This window comes from Paraflavisolibacter caeni (assembly GCF_025628885.1).
Classification (GTDB): Bacteria; Bacteroidota; Bacteroidia; order Chitinophagales; family Chitinophagaceae; genus Flavisolibacter; species Flavisolibacter caeni.
In genome coordinates this window covers 134386-151105 of sequence record NZ_JAOTIF010000003.1, presented here as the reverse complement: position 1 = coordinate 151105, position 16720 = coordinate 134386, and the positions used below count along the sequence as shown (strand labels likewise).

Below are 16720 nucleotides of genomic sequence, written 5' to 3'. Positions count from 1 at the left end.
AATTACAACGATAGCCGTTAAAGTCCTTTATTGTAGAGGATTTTAACGGCTGTTATTTTTATATGAGACTGAGCGGTCTACCTGTTTGCAACAGTTTTCACTCTTGTATCATACAGCTTCTGATGTATTTCCTTCAACCGCTCTACAGGCATTTTGATTACTTTCCTGTCATAGGTCATTAGCCCGTTTGTTTCTACCTCCACATCTGTAGTCTGTGTATACACAGCTGCTGAAAGCCCCTTCTCGATTAATGCCGGAAAACGGTCAATAAAGGAAGCGTACCTTTTAAACAGGTCGTCTGCGTTTTTGAAACTCTGGTATCCCCAGTTATCCTTGCTCTGCCAGGTATGATTTTCTACAGGCAGACCAAGACCTCCGAATTCTCCCAAAACAACAATACGTTTTCCACCATAAATACCTGGATCAGGCATTGAAGGCTCAGGATAATTGTGCAGGTCCATAATGTGGCCAACAGCATGAAAGTTTCCTCCGCTGGCACTGTTCACCAGTCGTGAAGGATCTTGCTCCATTGTCCATTTAGTGATCTCCTCAGTTTTAAACTGTCCCCAGGCTTCATTGAACGGCACCCAAACTATAATGCTTGGGAAGTTGTACAGGTCTTTCATGATCTCATTCCACTCTGTCCTGTATATCTTTTCCGATTCCTCCGTTCTTTCCATATCTCTTCCAAGACCCACGATTCCTGGTCTGGATTCCCAACGCGCACCCAGATCGCCGCTAGGCATATCTTGCCAAACCAGTATCCCCAAACTATCCGTATAGCGGTACCACCTGGCAGGCTCCACTTTCACATGCTTGCGGATCATATTAAAACCCATTTCTTTCGTCTTCACAATATCAAACAACAAGGCTTCATCTGTTGGCGCCGTATACAGTCCATCAGGCCACCACCCCTGGTCCAACGGACCATACTGGAAAACAAACTCATTATTCAGCAGCATACGTTGCACTCCATTTACATCTGGCACCATAGAAATTTTACGCATTGCAGAATAGGTTTTCACTTCATCCAGCACTTTATTGTTGCGTACGAGGGCCACCTTTATATCATACAAAAAAGGAGTTTTGGGCGACCATAATTTTGGATTGTCAATTGCCAGGACGGCTTCGCTGCTGGCCGCAACTTCCTGCTCCGCTATTTTCTGATTACCATCCCAGGCAGTTATACGGATGCGATCAGTCGCTTGCCCGTTAGCAACAGCAGCAGCAACACGTAAGGTCTTTTGATCAATATCAGGCGTTTGCTTCGTGGAAGCGATATAAGCTTTTGGAACACCTTCGAGCCAAACGGTTTGCCAAATACCAGTCACAGGTGTATACCAAATACCATGAGGCCTTTTCACCTGTTTGCCTCTTGGCTGAGGACCATCGTCAGAAGGATCCCACACCCTAACTTCAAGCACTTGTGTGCCCTTCTTCAAGGCTGGTGTAATATCAAATGAAAAAGGATCGTAACCGCCCTGGTGTTTACCTACCGGTATACCATTCACAAACACCTCCGCTTCCCAGTCCACGGCTCCAAAATGAAGCAATACATTTTTCTTTTGCATGGAAGATGGCATCGTGAAAGTAGTCTTATACCACAATGAACTATCCTTACCTACAGTTTTGGCAACACCCGATAAAGCCGACTCTATTGCATATGGAACTAATATTTTACCTCCATATGCAGCAGGTTTAGCTTCTGCCTTTGGTATGACCGCATAATCCCATAACCCATTCAGGTTTTTCCATTCTCCCCTCACCATTTGCGGACGGGGATATTCGGGTAAAGGTTTTCCGGGATCCACTTTCTCAGCCCAGGCTGTAATGATCTTTCCTTCTGCAATCTTCCAATCCGTTTTTTGCCCATGACCATTGAAAGAATAAAGCAGTAAGGATGAAAAAATCAAAAGGTATTTATTCATTGTTTAATTATTAAGAGTTTAGAAAGAGTCATAAGCAACTTGCTATATCTCCCAAAAAAATGAATTATACCAAAGCATTGCTTTGGTATAATTCATTTATAAAAACAGAAGCTCTTATTGTAATGTAATCATTTTAACTGGTGTATAAGTTCTTTCAGCAACACCGGCTGCCTTAACACCTACACGTAAATACCCATATTTCTTTGTCAGAGCCATGCTCAATTGACGTCTTAACTCAGCTCTGTTGAGGCCTTGCTGATCTGGATACCTGTCAGGATTAACACTAAGTGTTAAAGTGATTGGCTGGCTAATATCAGAAGGCGGATTAAAGTCATCACCTGTAATTGGTATTCTATTCGTAAGATCAACAATTTGAGTCAAGCCCATATTTAAGGAAATCTTCTCTATGGCTTTTGCTGATGACAATTGGCTGACTTTAAAAATCGCTCTAATGGTGGTATCTGCCTTGTTGAAGGTAAACGATTCATTTCCTACCATATAATAGGGATCAACTGGCACATCCAGGGTTGTTGCTCCATCTACCTTTACATCAATGGAGTCAGTGCCGTTTGACCAAGGCCCTCCAGCTAAGCGCACCAGTTTATAATTACCATCAAACAACTCAGCTGAAAAAGTTCCATCCTGAGCAATATAAACTGGTATTTTTCCAAGCAACTTATATCCATATTGCCATAGTTCCAATTGCACAGCATTAGAACGTACGTTCACAGCCTGCTTCTGGAAAACAACACGGCCTGAAAGGACCGATTTGGGAGCCTCGTAATTATCCTTTTTACATCCTGCAGAAAATAGAAGGATGGCGGCGCTTAAAAGTGAAAAAAATTTGTTTCTCATCTGAAATATTTTTAGTGTTTATTAATCTTCATCGAATCTATCCATATCAAACCTCTACTGATTTGACATGGATAGAATAATAATTGATATCAATGGAATGGATTACGAATGATTTTCGGGTTGTTGTTGATGACAGCCTGATCAATAGATGAATAATAATTACCCATCTGGAAGAACCTTGGAGCTTTATATCTTGGAGCGACCAATTTTACGAACACATATTTTCCATCTCTTGGATCGCCCGGACGTACAACTCTGTAAGGATACAAAGCATACAACATAGCATTAGGATTGCCTGCATCTCCATTCCAAACTTCGTGAGCTACTCTCCAGCGTTTCAAATCCCACAAACGGTGGTCTTCAAAAGCCAGCTCAACACGACGCTCATTTCGGATTTTGTTAATGCTTAATTTGTCAGAAGTAAGCGGAACAGTGATCCCTGCTCTTGCGCGAAGGGCATTGATATAGGTTAAGGCATCAGTAACCTGGTTCAACTCAAAAGCGGCTTCTGTTGCATTCATATAAATCTCACCAAGGCGGAACCAGATCCACCATATATCACTTTGAATACCCCTCGAGGAAGTCAATGCACCTGGATCGATGAATTTCCTAAGATAAAAACCTGTATTGGAAACTTCCTGAATAGACCTGTGCGGGCCTGCACTTCCTGTTAACAACTTACCATCTGGTTGATAATTCGTACTCAGGTCTGTTCCTTCTACAGTAGTATAAGAACTGCCATTCCAAACCATTACACCTGCTTGCATTTGAACTGGCAATCCTTTGAAGGTCGTGCCAGGATAAATAACAGTGCCATATAACCTTGCATCCTTGTTTGCAAAGATGTCTGCAAGATTGTCATAATAAATAAAATCACTGTTATCTGAAGTTCTGGTTTTCAAAGTGCCTGTGGTTCCATCTGTATAATCGAAACTTTCAACAAGGTTCAATACAGGTGTTACAGCTGAAGATCCAAGGTTATCTTCACGAATACTACGTGCAATATTATCATATGAAAAGCCATGCTTCTTTGCCTTGGAAGTCAGGAAATCCTTAACAAAAATGACTTCCTTATTATTAGTCTTCTTGGTAATTGCTTCATAAAAGTTCTCACCCAAATTTGGATTTGACTTATACAAAGAATATATGCCACTATTGATGATCTCTTTCGATGCATCAAGCGACTTTTGATAATACTCATTGGCTTTAGAAGCAGGAATACCCACTTCGCCGCCTGGTGTTGTGATGGGCGAAGCCATTTGACTGTTATACTTAGCCAAAGAACCTGCATACAACATAGCACGACTTTTCAATGCCATTGCAGTGTATTTATTGGCGCGTGTATAGCTGGCCTCAGATTTAGTACCATCAAAATTCCCCAGGTCTACTTTGATCGCATCCATTTCACTGCCTATGAAATCATATACCTCCGATTCTTTAGCCCGTGGTTGTTGCAATGGTGAAGGATCACCACTGTAATCATAGATCAGCTGCTTTGTTACCAATGGCACACCACCCATTCTTTTCACCATTTCAAAATACATGAATGCTCTTAAGAACCTGAACTCGGCAGTAAATTGTTTCTTTTCAGCTGCAGAAAGAGCTGTACCATATTTTTCCATATTCTCCAAAGCCAGGTTGCAATCCCTGATAAATGTATAATCCCAATAGCGCCATGAACTGAATGCATAAGAACTGATGTTGTTCCGGCCATCTTCACCGGAATAACCCGACCACATCGCATCATCATAATTCGCCATATTGCGCCATTGTTCCTGCTTGGTAATACTACCATTACCATTCTGGTTAATGTCCCTTAAACCCAAATCAGTAGGTAAACGATCATAATAGTTGCCCAATAAGGCAAGTATTTGTTTGGGATCATTCCACACCTGTTCATTTGTCACCAATGTTTTAGACTCCCTGTCCAGCCAGTTCTTTTTACACCCCGGGAGCAAAAGGATGTTGATTCCTAATATAAAAACGAATATTACTTTTTTCATAATTGCAGAAATTAAAAGGTTACATTAAAACCAAAGTTGTACAGCCTTTGTTGCGGATACACCAAACCGTTTGCGGAACTGATCTCAGGATCAATCTCAAGATCTTTTACGTTATCAAAGGAAAACAGGTTGGTGCCATTTGCATATACCCTCATTTTGGATATACCTGCTTTTTTGGTTAATGCTTTTGGAAGTGTATAACTAAGTTCCAGGTTCTTCAGGCGGAAGTAACGAACATTGGTCAGCCAGAAATCATTCGTTAAGCCATCAATGAAATGATTGGAGTGTGAACCATCTGGTTTCCTGATCGCAGGATATTTTCCTGGTATCCATTTGCTGTTTGGATCATATGGATCCTCACGATGCCACCTGTCTTCCAGCATATAAGCAGGAGCAGAACCATCGTTTTGGAATTGGTATCTCAACTCCCAATCTCTGATAAACGATTGCATATTAGCACCTGCAAAATCAAAGGCAAGTGAAAAACTCTTCCAACTTACATCACCATTCACACCAAAGCTCATATAAGGCTGCGCACCCCTGGCATAACCGATTGGACGTGCATCCATCGCATTGATGATCTTATCACCATTCACATCCTGGTATTTAAAATCACCTGGAAGCATGGAACGGTTACCTTTCCTGTCATTATCGATTTCGTAGTTGTCAATTTCTTCCTGGTTTTGGAATTGGCCAATCACATGATAGCCCCAGTACACATCCGCCCAACGATCTTCGATTGAGTTGCGGTATTCGTGCCATGAATTTTCAAATCGGGGTTTATAAGTACTTAGGCTTCTTAAACGAGACACAGTTGCATTTGCCCCGATAGAATAATTCACCTTACCTACATTATTGGTATAGGTAACAATGCCTTCCACACCTCGGTGTGCATCTGAATTCAGGTTTTCATTCGGCAAAGTATAACCTACTTCGCTTGGCAACAATACGTCGTATTTAGCAGCAGGCAAACCAGTACGCTTGCGCTCAAATAAATCAAACTGACCAGTAATTTTTCCATTCAATATGCTAAAGTCAATACCTATGTTTTTGGTACGGTTAGTTACCCAGGATAAGTTGGTTATAGGTAATCCACGAGGCCGCAAGCCAATAACATAACCATTTGTCAATACATTATTGTTCAGATTAGTATTTATAACAGAACTACCATTATTGAAATTATATCCAGGCAAGTAATCAAATGCACCGATACCACTCTCACTACCAGTTTCACCATAAGATGCACGTAATTTTAAATCATTAAATATCCTGCCCAGGTTATTCTTAAAGAAGCTTTCTTCAGTCAATCGCCAACCTACTGATACAGCAGGGAAAAAGCCCCATCTTTTGTCCGATGCATATAAATAAGACCCGTCATACCTGCCAATCAACTCCACCAGGTATTTCTGTCCGTAGTTATAATTGAAACGTCCGATATATCCGGCTCTGGCTTCCAACCCCCATGCATCATCAAGATAATCTTGCTCAGCGAAAGTCTGGAGTTCCACATAATTACTTGTAGGCACGGTATGTACAACAAAATAGGAGTTGTCATAATCAGAACGCTCGTAAGCAGCAACGGCAGCTATAGTATGCAGGCCGAAGGATTTATTATAGTTCAATTGGAACTGGGCATAACGGTTAATCACATTTCTCTTATGCCTTTCACGCCAGGGATTCTGGTTGCCAAAGCCAGGCTGTGTATAATAAGTGCCTGTTGCAGCATCATATTTGTAAGCATTCCAGGTATATTCAAACCCATCAAAATCTTCGTTCTGGAAATTGTAAGAATAGGTTCCTCTGGCAGTCAGGCCAAACTTGAAATCGTACTGCGCATTCAGGTTCACGTTCATGCTGCGCCAATATTGATCGATCCAACCGGTTACATCATCCTTATACGTGGCAGGATTCACATTCACGTTATGCGTTTGGTTGATATAATTGGGATTATCATTAGCATATGGGGCTTCTGTTGGCCACATAGTAAAAACACTCAGCAAGGGATTGAAATAGTCATCCAGCCCAGGCACACCCACGTTGTGATTTTTTTCAACTTTGGCGCTGATCTGGGTACCAATCTGGAACCTGTTGGCTAATTGAGTATTCAGGTTAGCCTGCAGGTTTGTGCGCTGGTAGCTAAAATCCCTGATCATAGCATCCTGATCAATATGACTGATAGAGAAATAATAATTAGACCTTTGAGAACCACCAGAAGCGCTGGCATTCAAATAATATTGTGGCACATTGCGGCGGGTAACCATTCCATAATAATCATAACTCTTATATCCGGAATCAGTACCGGCCAGCCATTTAGCATACTGGTCTTTTGTAAACACAGAAGCGGGATTACCTCCACTATTTTGTTCTGCTTCCAATTTGGCGCGAACAAATTGAGGTGCCGTACCCGGCTTGGGATAACGTGTAAAATCCTGCAAGCCATAATAGCCCGAAAGATTAATGGTAGGCGCTTCGTTCTTTTTACCCTTTTTGGTGGTTACCAAGACCACACCGTTGGCAGCCCGCAAACCATAAATTGCGGCAGAGGCATCTTTCAAGATCGTTACACTTTCTATATCCTCCAGTCCTATATCATTAAAAACATCCTGGCCAGAACTCTGGTTAAAACCAAATCCAGTATTACCGGTATTTCCACCTGTATATGGAATACCATCAATTACAAACAACGGGTTACCCATGTTCCGGATTTGAATGTTAGTACCATTACCAGGCCTTGCATCTGGGGCGCGGGCAGTAATACCTTGCATTTTACCTACCAATGCAGCCGATACCGATGTAGCAGGTGTTCTTACAATATCTTCAGCTTTCAGGTTACTGATAGCGCCTGTTACTGTACCCTTCCGTTGCGTACCATATCCTACTACGATCACTTCATTCATCTGTTGCGTAGTGGATTTCATTTGGACATTCAACGTAGTGTGATTACCCAGTTTCACCTCCTGGACTCCATAGCCGATCGAACTAAAAATCAGCGTAGCGTCAGCCGGAGCATTAATGGTATATTGGCCATTGGCATCTGTCTGAGTAGCGATGGCTGTACCTTTCACTTGTACAGTTATTCCGGACAATGCCGTATCACCGACACTGACCTTCCCGGAGACGGGTCGTTGCTGGGCAAATACAGTTGAAGTGAATAAAACAAGAGAAGCTAAAACTAATAGCCTGAAAAATTTGGAATGGTACATAGCATACCCATTCCAGGACAAACAATTTGTCCATTGTGGCAAGACAAGTTTCATTTTGTTTATTGTTTAGTAAGGAATAACGATGTTAATCTTCAGCTACAGCCGTTTTACCTGGTGCTCTTCAGAGGAACAATACACATGTTTGCACCAAAGCAATAAGCTATTGCTTAAACCTCATTATGAATCTTGAAAGAATTGAAGACAAGAAGATTGCTGAGATCGCACAAACATAGCTGTGCTACATTGTAGTAATGTGCTAGTCAATTCCATATGGCAATTCCTTTGGTTAAAAAGTTCTAATTATAATTCAGTCAATGTTCTAAATGTCACTTAAACTTTTAAAATCAGGATCGTATTATAGTGTCAATCAGCGAATTCAGCATGATTTCCTGATCGAGACATAAATTTAAACGTAATTCTAACATTTAAACAAATTTTTTTTCTACTTTTTTTAACACATCTTGAATTTTCTCTATCCTTCGAACTTTCAAACACTTGCCCCTACATCCTTTTTGCCACACTATCCAATTTTCATTATCTTCCCTTTCCCTAACATTTTTTATTTGCCTTGCCCCAAACCCTCAGCTTAAATGCTACATTTTAGATACTACTTTTCTCATTTCCTCCCCAACCTAATAGAGACCTTATAGAGATGTTATAGAGACCTTATAGAGACTTTATAGAGACATTACTGCAGTGTAACTCCATAGGAACTCCCTAGTAACTCCCTGTCTACTCCGTATCAACTGCCCTCCTACAGCCCACAACTCCCAATTCCAAACCTCAATATTCCGAAATCCGAAATCCCAAATCAACTCTATCATCTATCATCTATCATCCATCATCTTCTCCCCCATTCGTCATTCAAATTATCCACACCCTGCTAAATACTTTAGGATTCATCGTTACTTTGTACCAAATATTTCCGGATGCCTACGAATATTAAATGCCCTGCCTGTGCTACTGTTTTCGACGTCGAGAACGTACTGTCTGCCGATGTAGAACAGAAAATAAAGCAGCAATATGAAAAGCAGCTGCAGCAGTCGCTTGGCCAGATCAACGAGGAGAAGAAAAAACTACAGGAAGAACAAAGGCTGTTCGAAGAAAAACGCAGGCGTGAAAATGAGTTGTTCCAGCAAAAGCTGCAACAGGAAAAGATCAAATTGGAATCTGAGATCCAGCAGCAACTGCGCAAATCGATAACCGCTGATTACGACAACCAGTTGAGGCTCTTACAGCAAAACATCCAGGAGAATGAGGAAAAGTTAAAGTCGGCCCGCCAGAAAGAGTTTGAATACCTGAAGAAAGAACAGGAACTAATAAATAAAGAACAGGAACTGGAAATCGTGCTCCAGAAAAAGCTGTTGCACGAAAGGGATCAATTGATGCAGGTGATCCGGAAGGAAGAAGCAGAGCGGATCATGCTGAAAGAAACCGAATACCAGTTGAAACTGAAAGAACTGGAGAAACAACTGGAAGACCAGCGCAAACTGGCAGAAGAAATGAAACGCCGTGCGGAGCAAGGCTCTATGCAACTTCAGGGAGAGGTTCAGGAACTGCTCTTAGAGGAATTGCTACGTGACAATTTCCCTTACGACCAGATAAGCGAAGTAGGCAAAGGTGTTGAAGGGGCAGATTGTATGCAAACAGTTCGCAATCACATCGGGGCTGAATGTGGCAAGATCATCTTTGAAAGTAAGCGTACAAAGGCGTTCCAGAATGTATGGATTGAAAAGCTGAAAACAGACATGCGCAACCAGCAGGCAGATGTGGCCATCATAGTAACACAGATCTACCCCAAAGACATGCACTGCTTTGGCGAAAGGGACGGCGTTTGGATCTGCTCCTTTAGCGAAGTGATCGCATTAACTTCCGCCCTCCGTCACACCATTATCCGGGTTTCAGAAACCAAGAAGGCCGAAGAGAACAAGGGTGAGAAGATGCAGATGCTGTATAGCTATCTGACTGGCACCGAATTCCGCCAGCAAATAGAAACGATTGTAGAAGGATTCCTTTCCATGAAAAATGCTATCTCCAAAGAACGGGTTCAAATGGAAAAAATTTGGAAAGAGCGGGAAAAACAGCTGGAAAAGGTTTTATTGAGCACCTCCGGGCTGTATGGCTCCATCAAAGGCATTGCCGGCGCTTCAATAGGAGAAATTCCTTTATTGGAAGATGGTGAAGTGGAAGAAGAAATGCCTGGATTAAAGTTCTAATAACAGGAATCTTGAAACGTCAAATGGAAAACGAACCAACGTATTCCTTTTCCATTTGCCGCTTCACGTCACTACATAACTCATAACGATTCCGTCGAAAGAACGGGAATTCAATTGAAGTATAACCGGCTCAACTTTCTGAAAGTGGATGGTTGAATGATAAAGCGTATCAGATAGCCGCTTTACGCTCTGAAATACAATATGTTCCTTAAAGTCCACCTCGCCCCAGCCAAACCACTTATAAACAGCCTCTTTGCAACTCCAGATTAAAGTCAGGGTCTCCAGGTCAGGAGCGATTGTTCGCAACCCATTTATTTGAGATTGACGCTGTTCTATAAATTCGCTACCCCCCTTAGTAGTCTTTATTCCTAGCTCCCACTTCTCTGCTTCCAATTCCATTTCTGCCACAAACTTATGCTGTACCTTTCCAACCGTTGGCCTTACTTCTTCAATATCCACACCAACTCTTTTGGTTTTGCTTACGATAGCCGCTGCAAAATCACCACAATGGGAAATGGAAAAGTGATAGGCTTCATCCTCCAGGAAGGGCTTTCTTGTATCTGCTATCCGGATCAGTTCTACAGGGAAATCGGAGAATAGATGCCGGAGCAAATAACGGCCGGCCAGGTGTTGTACCCTTTTATGAGGATGCCCTACCTTGCGTTGTGGCACAGCTTTTTGAAGGAAGAAATCTTCTCCCTCCTCTATCTTCCAAATGGCCAGCCTTGTATCTTTATCAATGTCTTGTTGAAAAAAAATAGGCATCTTTAAAAATTTCAGAATTACTTTGCCGCCGGCAATCCCGACAACCAGCGGGAGAAAATTAAAACATATAAACTACAAATATTCATGATTCTTTCTGATAAGCGTATTTTGGAAGAAATGGACAAAGGCACGATTAAAGTTCAGCCCTTCAGCCGCGAGTGCCTGGGTAGTAACAGCTATGATGTTCACCTTGGCAAAGTGCTGGCAACCTACAGCAATCATATCCTCGATGCCAAAAAGCACAACCAGATTGAATATTTCGAAATACCTGAAGAAGGTTTTGTATTATATCCACATATTTTTTACCTGGGCGTCACAGCCGAATATACAGAAACCCATGCCCACGTACCCTTCCTGGAAGGTAAATCATCTACAGGCCGCCTGGGCATCGATATTCATGCCACTGCTGGTAAAGGCGACGTAGGTTTCTGTGGCAACTGGACCCTGGAGATCTCTGTAAAGCAGCCCGTTCGGGTTTATGCCGGTATGCCTGTAGGCCAGTTGATCTATTTCCCTGTTGAGGGTGACATTGAGGTAAAATACAACCAGAAGGCAAATGCGAAATACAGCGGCCAACCTAACCGCCCGGTTGAAAGCATGATGTGGAAGAATTCTTTTTAGACAAAGCTAAGTACTACCACCCCGGTTCACCTTGGGCGGAGCGCATCCGAGTCGCAATGCCTAGGAAATATTATATTTATAAATAAGAGCCCTTGACTTACCAGTTAAAGAGGGCTTTTATATAATGAAGTAATTAGATTGCGTTCAGGCCATATTTTTTCCCATAAGCAATCAGCCAGGTCACCACTTCATTATAGGTCTTTTTCCCCTTAGGCTGGCTGTTCCACTTCAAAAACTGGTCATAAAAACTGGAGACGACAGGTTCTATGATATTGCGGGTACGGTATAAATAATTGGAAAACGCTTCCAGATCCCTTTTTACCTGTGGATGCAAAGTTTCCCTGAATTTCCTGGCAGCTGCTGTATCCTTACGCGAAAGATCACTAAATGCATACAGATACATTTCAAAGTAAATGGAATACCTGATCTCGATATTGGACGCTTGCCTACCGACAAGAAAGGCTACAAAATTGGCTTCATTTTCCTTTCCATAGCCCAACTGGTGTGCAATTTCATGAGTTACCACAAAAGGCTTTAAGAAGAAAGGGATCGTTGTTTTCAACTGGGCTTCGCCACTGAAGGGATTATAATATCCTGTAAATCCAAAGTAATGGCCAATATTGCTGAAAAAAGATGCTTTAATAGAAGGCCCTTCATAAGCAAGAAATGGATACTTGCCATTAACCTGCTGGTAGCTTGCCACTGCTGCCCGAAAGAGATTCCTGCTCTTATTGAGTTCTACCCGCTTTAACGAATCAACTCCTGTAGCATAGTTGTTTACCCTCTCCTGCAAAACAGAGGTCAGCAACCTCAGATCTTCTACAGAATAAGGCTGAACATCCAATTGCAACTGGGTTGCTATGCCCTGCCGGTCATAATTAAGTCCCCAAAGAATATTAAAAGCCAAATAAACATAAAGGGCAAAATGTAAAATTTGCTTCACTACCACCCTGATTAGAAACTTTTTCTCCTTTCGCCGTTTTAAAAAAATACCGAACCGGATTGCTTTGTACAGCAAAAAACAAATTAAACAGAGATAAAATAGATCTCCAATAGAAAAAGGTATCCATCCAAATAAGATTCTTAATACTTTTGATATATAAGGGTAAAAACCATAAGTGTAATAACGCTCTACCCATGCCTTTTGAAAGGATAAAATTTTAATAAGAAGGGCCAGGAAGAGCAACAACAGCAGCTTATAATCACGTAAAAGACTTCTGAACATAGTTTAATATTCCAAATTCGTTAATTTCTTGGGTGAAACTATGAGATTTTGTCGGATTTACTATACCTTTGCAAACTCTAAAAACCGAAAGATGAGCAGCCGCCGGGAATTTGAAATAGCTTTTGTTGGTTTAAAGCCCGGGATTCATGAGTTTAATTACGAAATCGACGATTCGTTCTTTGAGGGTTATGAACAACAGGATTTCAGGAGCAGCAATGCACATGTAAAGCTGTTTCTGGAAAAGAACAACAGTTTTATGAGGCTCCGCTTTGAAATAGGCGGACAGGCCGAAGTAACCTGTGACCGTTGTAACAGCGACCTGCCCATGCAGTTATTCGAAGAATTCACCATGACCGTTAAAATGGTGGAAGAGCCGGATGAAATGAATGAGCAGGAAGAAGATGCTGATGTTTTTTACATTTCAAGAGGCGAAAGCCATATTAATGTAAAGAATTGGATCTATGAATTTATTAACCTGAGTATTCCCATGCAGAAGACCTGTGAATATGAAAATATGGACGGGCCTTACTGTAATCCAGCAGCACGGGATATGCTCAATAACATGAAGCCTGATGAGAACCCGCAGGAAAATCCAATCTGGAAAAACCTGCAAAAGTTCAAAGGCCTGGATAGTGAATAAAAAATAGAATTATTAAATTATTAAGTCATGCCAAATCCTAAACGCAGACACTCGCAGCAAAGGAGCGCAAAGCGCAGAACACATTATAAAGCAGAAGCTGCTACGCTTTCTACTGATAAAACAACTGGAGAAATCCACGTTCGCCACCGTGCTCACGTAAGTGAAGGCAAGTTGTATTACAAAGGACAGGTGGTTTCAGAAAAAGCCCCTCTAAAAGCGTAAAGTACTTCTGAACAAAAAATCCATAACCTTTGGCTTTACCGGTCAAAGTTAGGTTATGGATTTTTTTATTTCTGATTGCCATGAAGATTGGAATTGATATGATGGGCGGCGACTTCGCCCCTCTGGAAGCCCTAAAGGGCATTCAGAGTTATTTTTCAGAGAATGCAGATCCGGCACAGTTATTTTTGATTGGGAATGAAGAGGTCATAAAGCCCCTGCTTTCAGATTTTTCCTTTCCTGAAGAGGCATTTACTATTGTGCATGCCCCACAGGTTATTGATATGCACGAACATCCCACCCGGGCATTGAAAGAAAAACAAAAATCTTCCATCTCGGTTGGTTTTCACTTGCTGGCAACCGGTAAAACCGATGCTTTTATTAGCGCCGGCAATACAGGTGCCATGCTGGTAGGTTCGGTGTATAGCTTAAAGCCTATCGAAGGCGTGCTAAGGCCTACGATTTCCACCATTATTCCCAAAGAAGACGGCAAAACTGGCTTATTACTGGATGTTGGTCTCAATTCCGATTGCAAACCAGAACACCTGAACCAATTCGCTGTCATGGGAAGCGTTTATGCTCAAAATATTCTTGGCATAGAAAATCCTAAAGTAGGATTGCTGAACATTGGTGAGGAAGAAGGAAAAGGAAACCTGTTGGCTCAAGCCGCTTATCCTCTTTTAAAAGAAAACAAACATATCAACTTTGTTGGTAATGTTGAAGGCCGTGATCTTTTGATTGATAAAGCTGATGTAATGGTCTGCGATGGCTATACCGGCAATATTATTTTAAAATTTGCTGAGTCATTGTTTGAAATTACCAACCGCAAGCAAATCGAACACGAATATTTCGAACGCTTTAATTTTGAAAACGTAGGCGGTACACCTGTTCTTGGCATATCCAAGCCAGTAATAATCGGCCATGGTATTTCAAAAGCAAAGGCTTTTAAGAATATGATTGTATTGGCACAAAAAATGATTGAAAAAGATATATTGCAAAAGCTACAGGCAGAATTAGTAGCTTAAGCGGTAAATCTTTTCACCATTGCGAAGCCTTTTTATTTTCATTACCTGCACCGTTATATTTTGTAGCTGTGCACGGACCGATTCTCCGGCAAAGGATTTTACACCTGCTGTAAGTAATCTTTCCGTTGCTTTAGGAGATACCTCCTTTACCATACAGGTTAGCATTTTTGATTCATCAAGCAGATTGATATTCGTTCATATACACGATGATGAACAGACTGCAAAAAATGCAACCCACAGATTCCTGGAACATCAAGGTGGCACTTTGATCAGTATTCAAAATAATGGAGAACGGCTGATCACTTTTCCTTTTAACGGGAGGTCATATACTTTCGATCCAAACAGGATGCTCACCCGGAAAGGCATCATTGAATCACTGCAAATCCTTCAACCTTTTGACGAGAAAGCTGTTCCGGAGGTTGAAAGATTTGCCAATTCTCTTCTTCAAAAAATCCCGGCAAAAAGTTATGTAATTGCCATGCATAACAATACTGCGAACAATTACTCAGTGCTCTCCTACCTACCCAACGGTTCCTTACAGGGCGAAGCCGAAAAGGTGCATGTAAGCAAAAAAATGGACCCGGATGATTTTGTTTTTACCACAGACCATAGAATTTTTAATGGATTGCAAAAACGGGATATCAGTGTAGTATTACAAAAGGAAATACCGGCTACTGATGACGGTTCACTAAGTATTCTATTTGGCAGAAGAAAGATAGCTTACACCAATATTGAAGCCGAGCATAATCATATCAACGATCAACTTCAGCTCCTCGAAGCTGTAGCAAATATTGCTGCTAAATAAAAAATCCCATATCGTGTGATATGGGATTTCTGAAAACTTCTTTAAGACAAAGTCTCGGCCTTACTATTTCTCTACAGAAACTTTATACTTTGTTACAGTATGATACTTCTGTCCAGGTTGTAAAATGGTGCTTGGGAAGTTTGGCTTATTTGGAGAGTCAGGATAATGTTGAGTCTCTAAGCACAAAGCTGTGTGTTTGTTGATGGGTGTGCCATCAGCTAATTTGAAAGTACCGTCCAGGAAATTACCTGAATAGAATTGCAGGCCAGGTTCTACAGTATAAACCTCCATTTTCCTGCCACTGATGCTGTCTGCCAGCGTTGCCACTAAGTGAAGGGTAGAGTCTTTACTGTTCAATACAAAATTGTGATCATAACCTCCTTGCACCTGGTCGATACGGGCGCCAATCTTAGTTGATTGGGTAAAGTCGAATGGCGTGCCTTTTACAGCTTTGATCTCCCCTGTTGGAATCAACGTTGCATCAACCGGAGTATAGTTATCCGCATCGATCTGCAAGCTGTGGTCAAGGATTGTATTTTTCACATCGCCTGACAGGTTAAAGTAACAGTGGTTGGTTAAATTAACAGGTGTTGCTTTATCCGTTTCCGCATTGTAATCAATCACCAATTCATTATCATCAGTCAAAGAATAGGTAACAGAAATTTTCAGGTTTCCGGGATATCCTTCTTCTCCATCCTTGCTTAAGTAATTAAGGGTCAAAGCTGGAATACTGTCAGCAAATGCGGCATCCCAAACCACTTTATCATAGCCTTTATTACCACCATGCAGGTGATTCTTACCATCGTTAGCAGCAAGTGTATAAGTCTTTCCATCAAGCGTAAAGCGGGCATTCCCAATACGGTTGCCATAACGGCCAATCAGTGCGCCGAAATAAGGAGGCTTCTGCAAATACCCCTGCAGGCTATCAAACCCTATTACTATACTGCTTTGTTTGCCATTTTTGTCCGGAACCAGCCATGATGTAACAATACCACCATAATTAGTAACCTTCACCTGAACACCATTTTTATTCGTAAGTGTATACAGGTTAACATCTTTACCATCAGCCTGCCCCCAACTGGTTTGAGTTACTCCCTGTTTTGTAGTAGCAGCAGCATCTTTTTTAGCGTCATTTGAACCGCATGACAATAAGGTGAGGCAGAGCATTCCGATCATTGCCGGGTAGAAGAGCAATCTTTTCATTTAGTTATAAAA

The 16720-nt window shown here is 41.6% G+C and carries 13 protein-coding genes; 6 read left to right on the top strand and 7 right to left on the bottom strand.

The genetic code is table 11. The annotated features are described in order from the left end of the window. Window positions 1-77 precede the first annotated feature (77 nt). The 4 genes from OCK74_RS07060 to OCK74_RS07045 form a co-directional block, all read right to left on the bottom strand. Window positions 78-1928, bottom strand: a complete 1851-nt coding sequence (locus OCK74_RS07060) for a glycoside hydrolase family 2 protein (protein WP_279296316.1) — start codon at window positions 1926-1928, stop codon at window positions 78-80. A 114-nt stretch (window positions 1929-2042) separates the two neighbouring features. Further along, on the bottom strand, window positions 2043-2783 hold the full coding sequence (locus OCK74_RS07055) for a DUF3823 domain-containing protein (protein ID WP_279296315.1): 741 nt from the start codon (window positions 2781-2783) through the stop codon (window positions 2043-2045). A gap of 89 nt (window positions 2784-2872) precedes the next feature. Continuing rightward, entirely contained in the window at window positions 2873-4786 is a 1914-nt protein-coding gene (locus OCK74_RS07050) for a RagB/SusD family nutrient uptake outer membrane protein (RefSeq protein ID WP_279296314.1), read from the bottom strand. An 11-nt stretch (window positions 4787-4797) separates the two neighbouring features. After that, window positions 4798-8043 carry a SusC/RagA family TonB-linked outer membrane protein gene (locus OCK74_RS07045; RefSeq protein ID WP_279296313.1) on the bottom strand — a complete coding sequence of 1082 codons (3246 nt, stop codon included), beginning with the start codon at window positions 8041-8043 and terminating at the stop codon, window positions 4798-4800. Between the two features lie 875 nt (window positions 8044-8918). Here OCK74_RS07045 and OCK74_RS07040 point away from each other — a divergent pair. After that, window positions 8919-10205 carry a DUF2130 domain-containing protein gene (locus OCK74_RS07040; RefSeq protein ID WP_279296312.1) on the top strand — a complete coding sequence of 429 codons (1287 nt, stop codon included), beginning with the start codon at window positions 8919-8921 and terminating at the stop codon, window positions 10203-10205. Window positions 10206-10268: 63 nt separating this feature from the next. On the opposite strand, the gene OCK74_RS07035 is transcribed toward OCK74_RS07040, so the two are convergent. Then, window positions 10269-10970, bottom strand: coding sequence for a 4'-phosphopantetheinyl transferase family protein (locus OCK74_RS07035; protein WP_279296311.1), 702 nt, complete (start codon window positions 10968-10970; stop codon window positions 10269-10271). Between the two features lie 84 nt (window positions 10971-11054). On the opposite strand from OCK74_RS07035, the gene dcd reads away from it, so the two are divergent. After that, window positions 11055-11591, top strand: a complete 537-nt coding sequence (gene dcd, locus OCK74_RS07030) for a dCTP deaminase (RefSeq protein ID WP_279296310.1) — start codon at window positions 11055-11057, stop codon at window positions 11589-11591. A 133-nt stretch (window positions 11592-11724) separates the two neighbouring features. Here dcd and OCK74_RS07025 read toward each other — a convergent pair whose 3' ends face one another. After that, window positions 11725-12816 carry a DUF3810 domain-containing protein gene (locus OCK74_RS07025; RefSeq protein ID WP_279296309.1) on the bottom strand — a complete coding sequence of 364 codons (1092 nt, stop codon included), beginning with the start codon at window positions 12814-12816 and terminating at the stop codon, window positions 11725-11727. 91 nt (window positions 12817-12907) lie between these two features. Here OCK74_RS07025 and OCK74_RS07020 point away from each other — a divergent pair, with 91 nt between their 5' ends. The 4 genes from OCK74_RS07020 (at window position 12908) to OCK74_RS07005 (ending at window position 15505) form a co-directional block, all read left to right on the top strand. Next, window positions 12908-13456, top strand: coding sequence for a YceD family protein (locus OCK74_RS07020; RefSeq protein WP_279296308.1), 549 nt, complete (start codon window positions 12908-12910; stop codon window positions 13454-13456). A 27-nt stretch (window positions 13457-13483) separates the two neighbouring features. After that, window positions 13484-13678 (top strand): 50S ribosomal protein L32, encoded by a 195-nt coding sequence (rpmF, locus tag OCK74_RS07015; RefSeq protein ID WP_279296307.1) that lies wholly within the window; start codon window positions 13484-13486, stop codon window positions 13676-13678. Between the two features lie 80 nt (window positions 13679-13758). Beyond that, a complete protein-coding gene (gene plsX / locus OCK74_RS07010) occupies window positions 13759-14700 on the top strand; it encodes a phosphate acyltransferase PlsX (RefSeq protein WP_279296306.1) in 942 nt (313 codons plus the stop codon). A 19-nt stretch (window positions 14701-14719) separates the two neighbouring features. After that, window positions 14720-15505, top strand: coding sequence for a hypothetical protein (locus OCK74_RS07005; RefSeq protein WP_279296305.1), 786 nt, complete (start codon window positions 14720-14722; stop codon window positions 15503-15505). 63 nt (window positions 15506-15568) lie between these two features. On the opposite strand, the gene OCK74_RS07000 is transcribed toward OCK74_RS07005, so the two are convergent. Further along, the gene (locus OCK74_RS07000; RefSeq protein WP_279296304.1) at window positions 15569-16708 is read right to left on the bottom strand and encodes an aldose epimerase family protein; all 1140 of its coding nucleotides are present in this window, start codon (window positions 16706-16708) and stop codon (window positions 15569-15571) included. Between the last annotated feature and the right edge of the window lie 12 nt (window positions 16709-16720).

Excerpts from the sequence above, each read along its gene's own strand:
- OCK74_RS07060 (WP_279296316.1), bottom strand. The coding sequence starts at position 1,928 with ATGAATAAATACCTTTTGATTTTTTCATCCTTACTGCTTTATTCTTTC.
- OCK74_RS07055 (WP_279296315.1), bottom strand. The coding sequence starts at position 2,783 with ATGAGAAACAAATTTTTTTCACTTTTAAGCGCCGCCATCCTTCTATTT.
- OCK74_RS07050 (WP_279296314.1), bottom strand. The coding sequence starts at position 4,786 with ATGAAAAAAGTAATATTCGTTTTTATATTAGGAATCAACATCCTTTTG.
- OCK74_RS07045 (WP_279296313.1), bottom strand. The coding sequence starts at position 8,043 with ATGAAACTTGTCTTGCCACAATGGACAAATTGTTTGTCCTGGAATGGG.
- OCK74_RS07040 (WP_279296312.1), top strand. The coding sequence starts at position 8,919 with ATGCCTACGAATATTAAATGCCCTGCCTGTGCTACTGTTTTCGACGTC.
- OCK74_RS07035 (WP_279296311.1), bottom strand. The coding sequence starts at position 10,970 with ATGCCTATTTTTTTTCAACAAGACATTGATAAAGATACAAGGCTGGCC.
- dcd (WP_279296310.1), top strand. The coding sequence starts at position 11,055 with ATGATTCTTTCTGATAAGCGTATTTTGGAAGAAATGGACAAAGGCACG.
- OCK74_RS07025 (WP_279296309.1), bottom strand. The coding sequence starts at position 12,816 with ATGTTCAGAAGTCTTTTACGTGATTATAAGCTGCTGTTGTTGCTCTTC.
- OCK74_RS07020 (WP_279296308.1), top strand. The coding sequence starts at position 12,908 with ATGAGCAGCCGCCGGGAATTTGAAATAGCTTTTGTTGGTTTAAAGCCC.
- rpmF (WP_279296307.1), top strand. The coding sequence starts at position 13,484 with ATGCCAAATCCTAAACGCAGACACTCGCAGCAAAGGAGCGCAAAGCGC.
- plsX (WP_279296306.1), top strand. The coding sequence starts at position 13,759 with ATGAAGATTGGAATTGATATGATGGGCGGCGACTTCGCCCCTCTGGAA.
- OCK74_RS07000 (WP_279296304.1), bottom strand. The coding sequence starts at position 16,708 with ATGAAAAGATTGCTCTTCTACCCGGCAATGATCGGAATGCTCTGCCTC.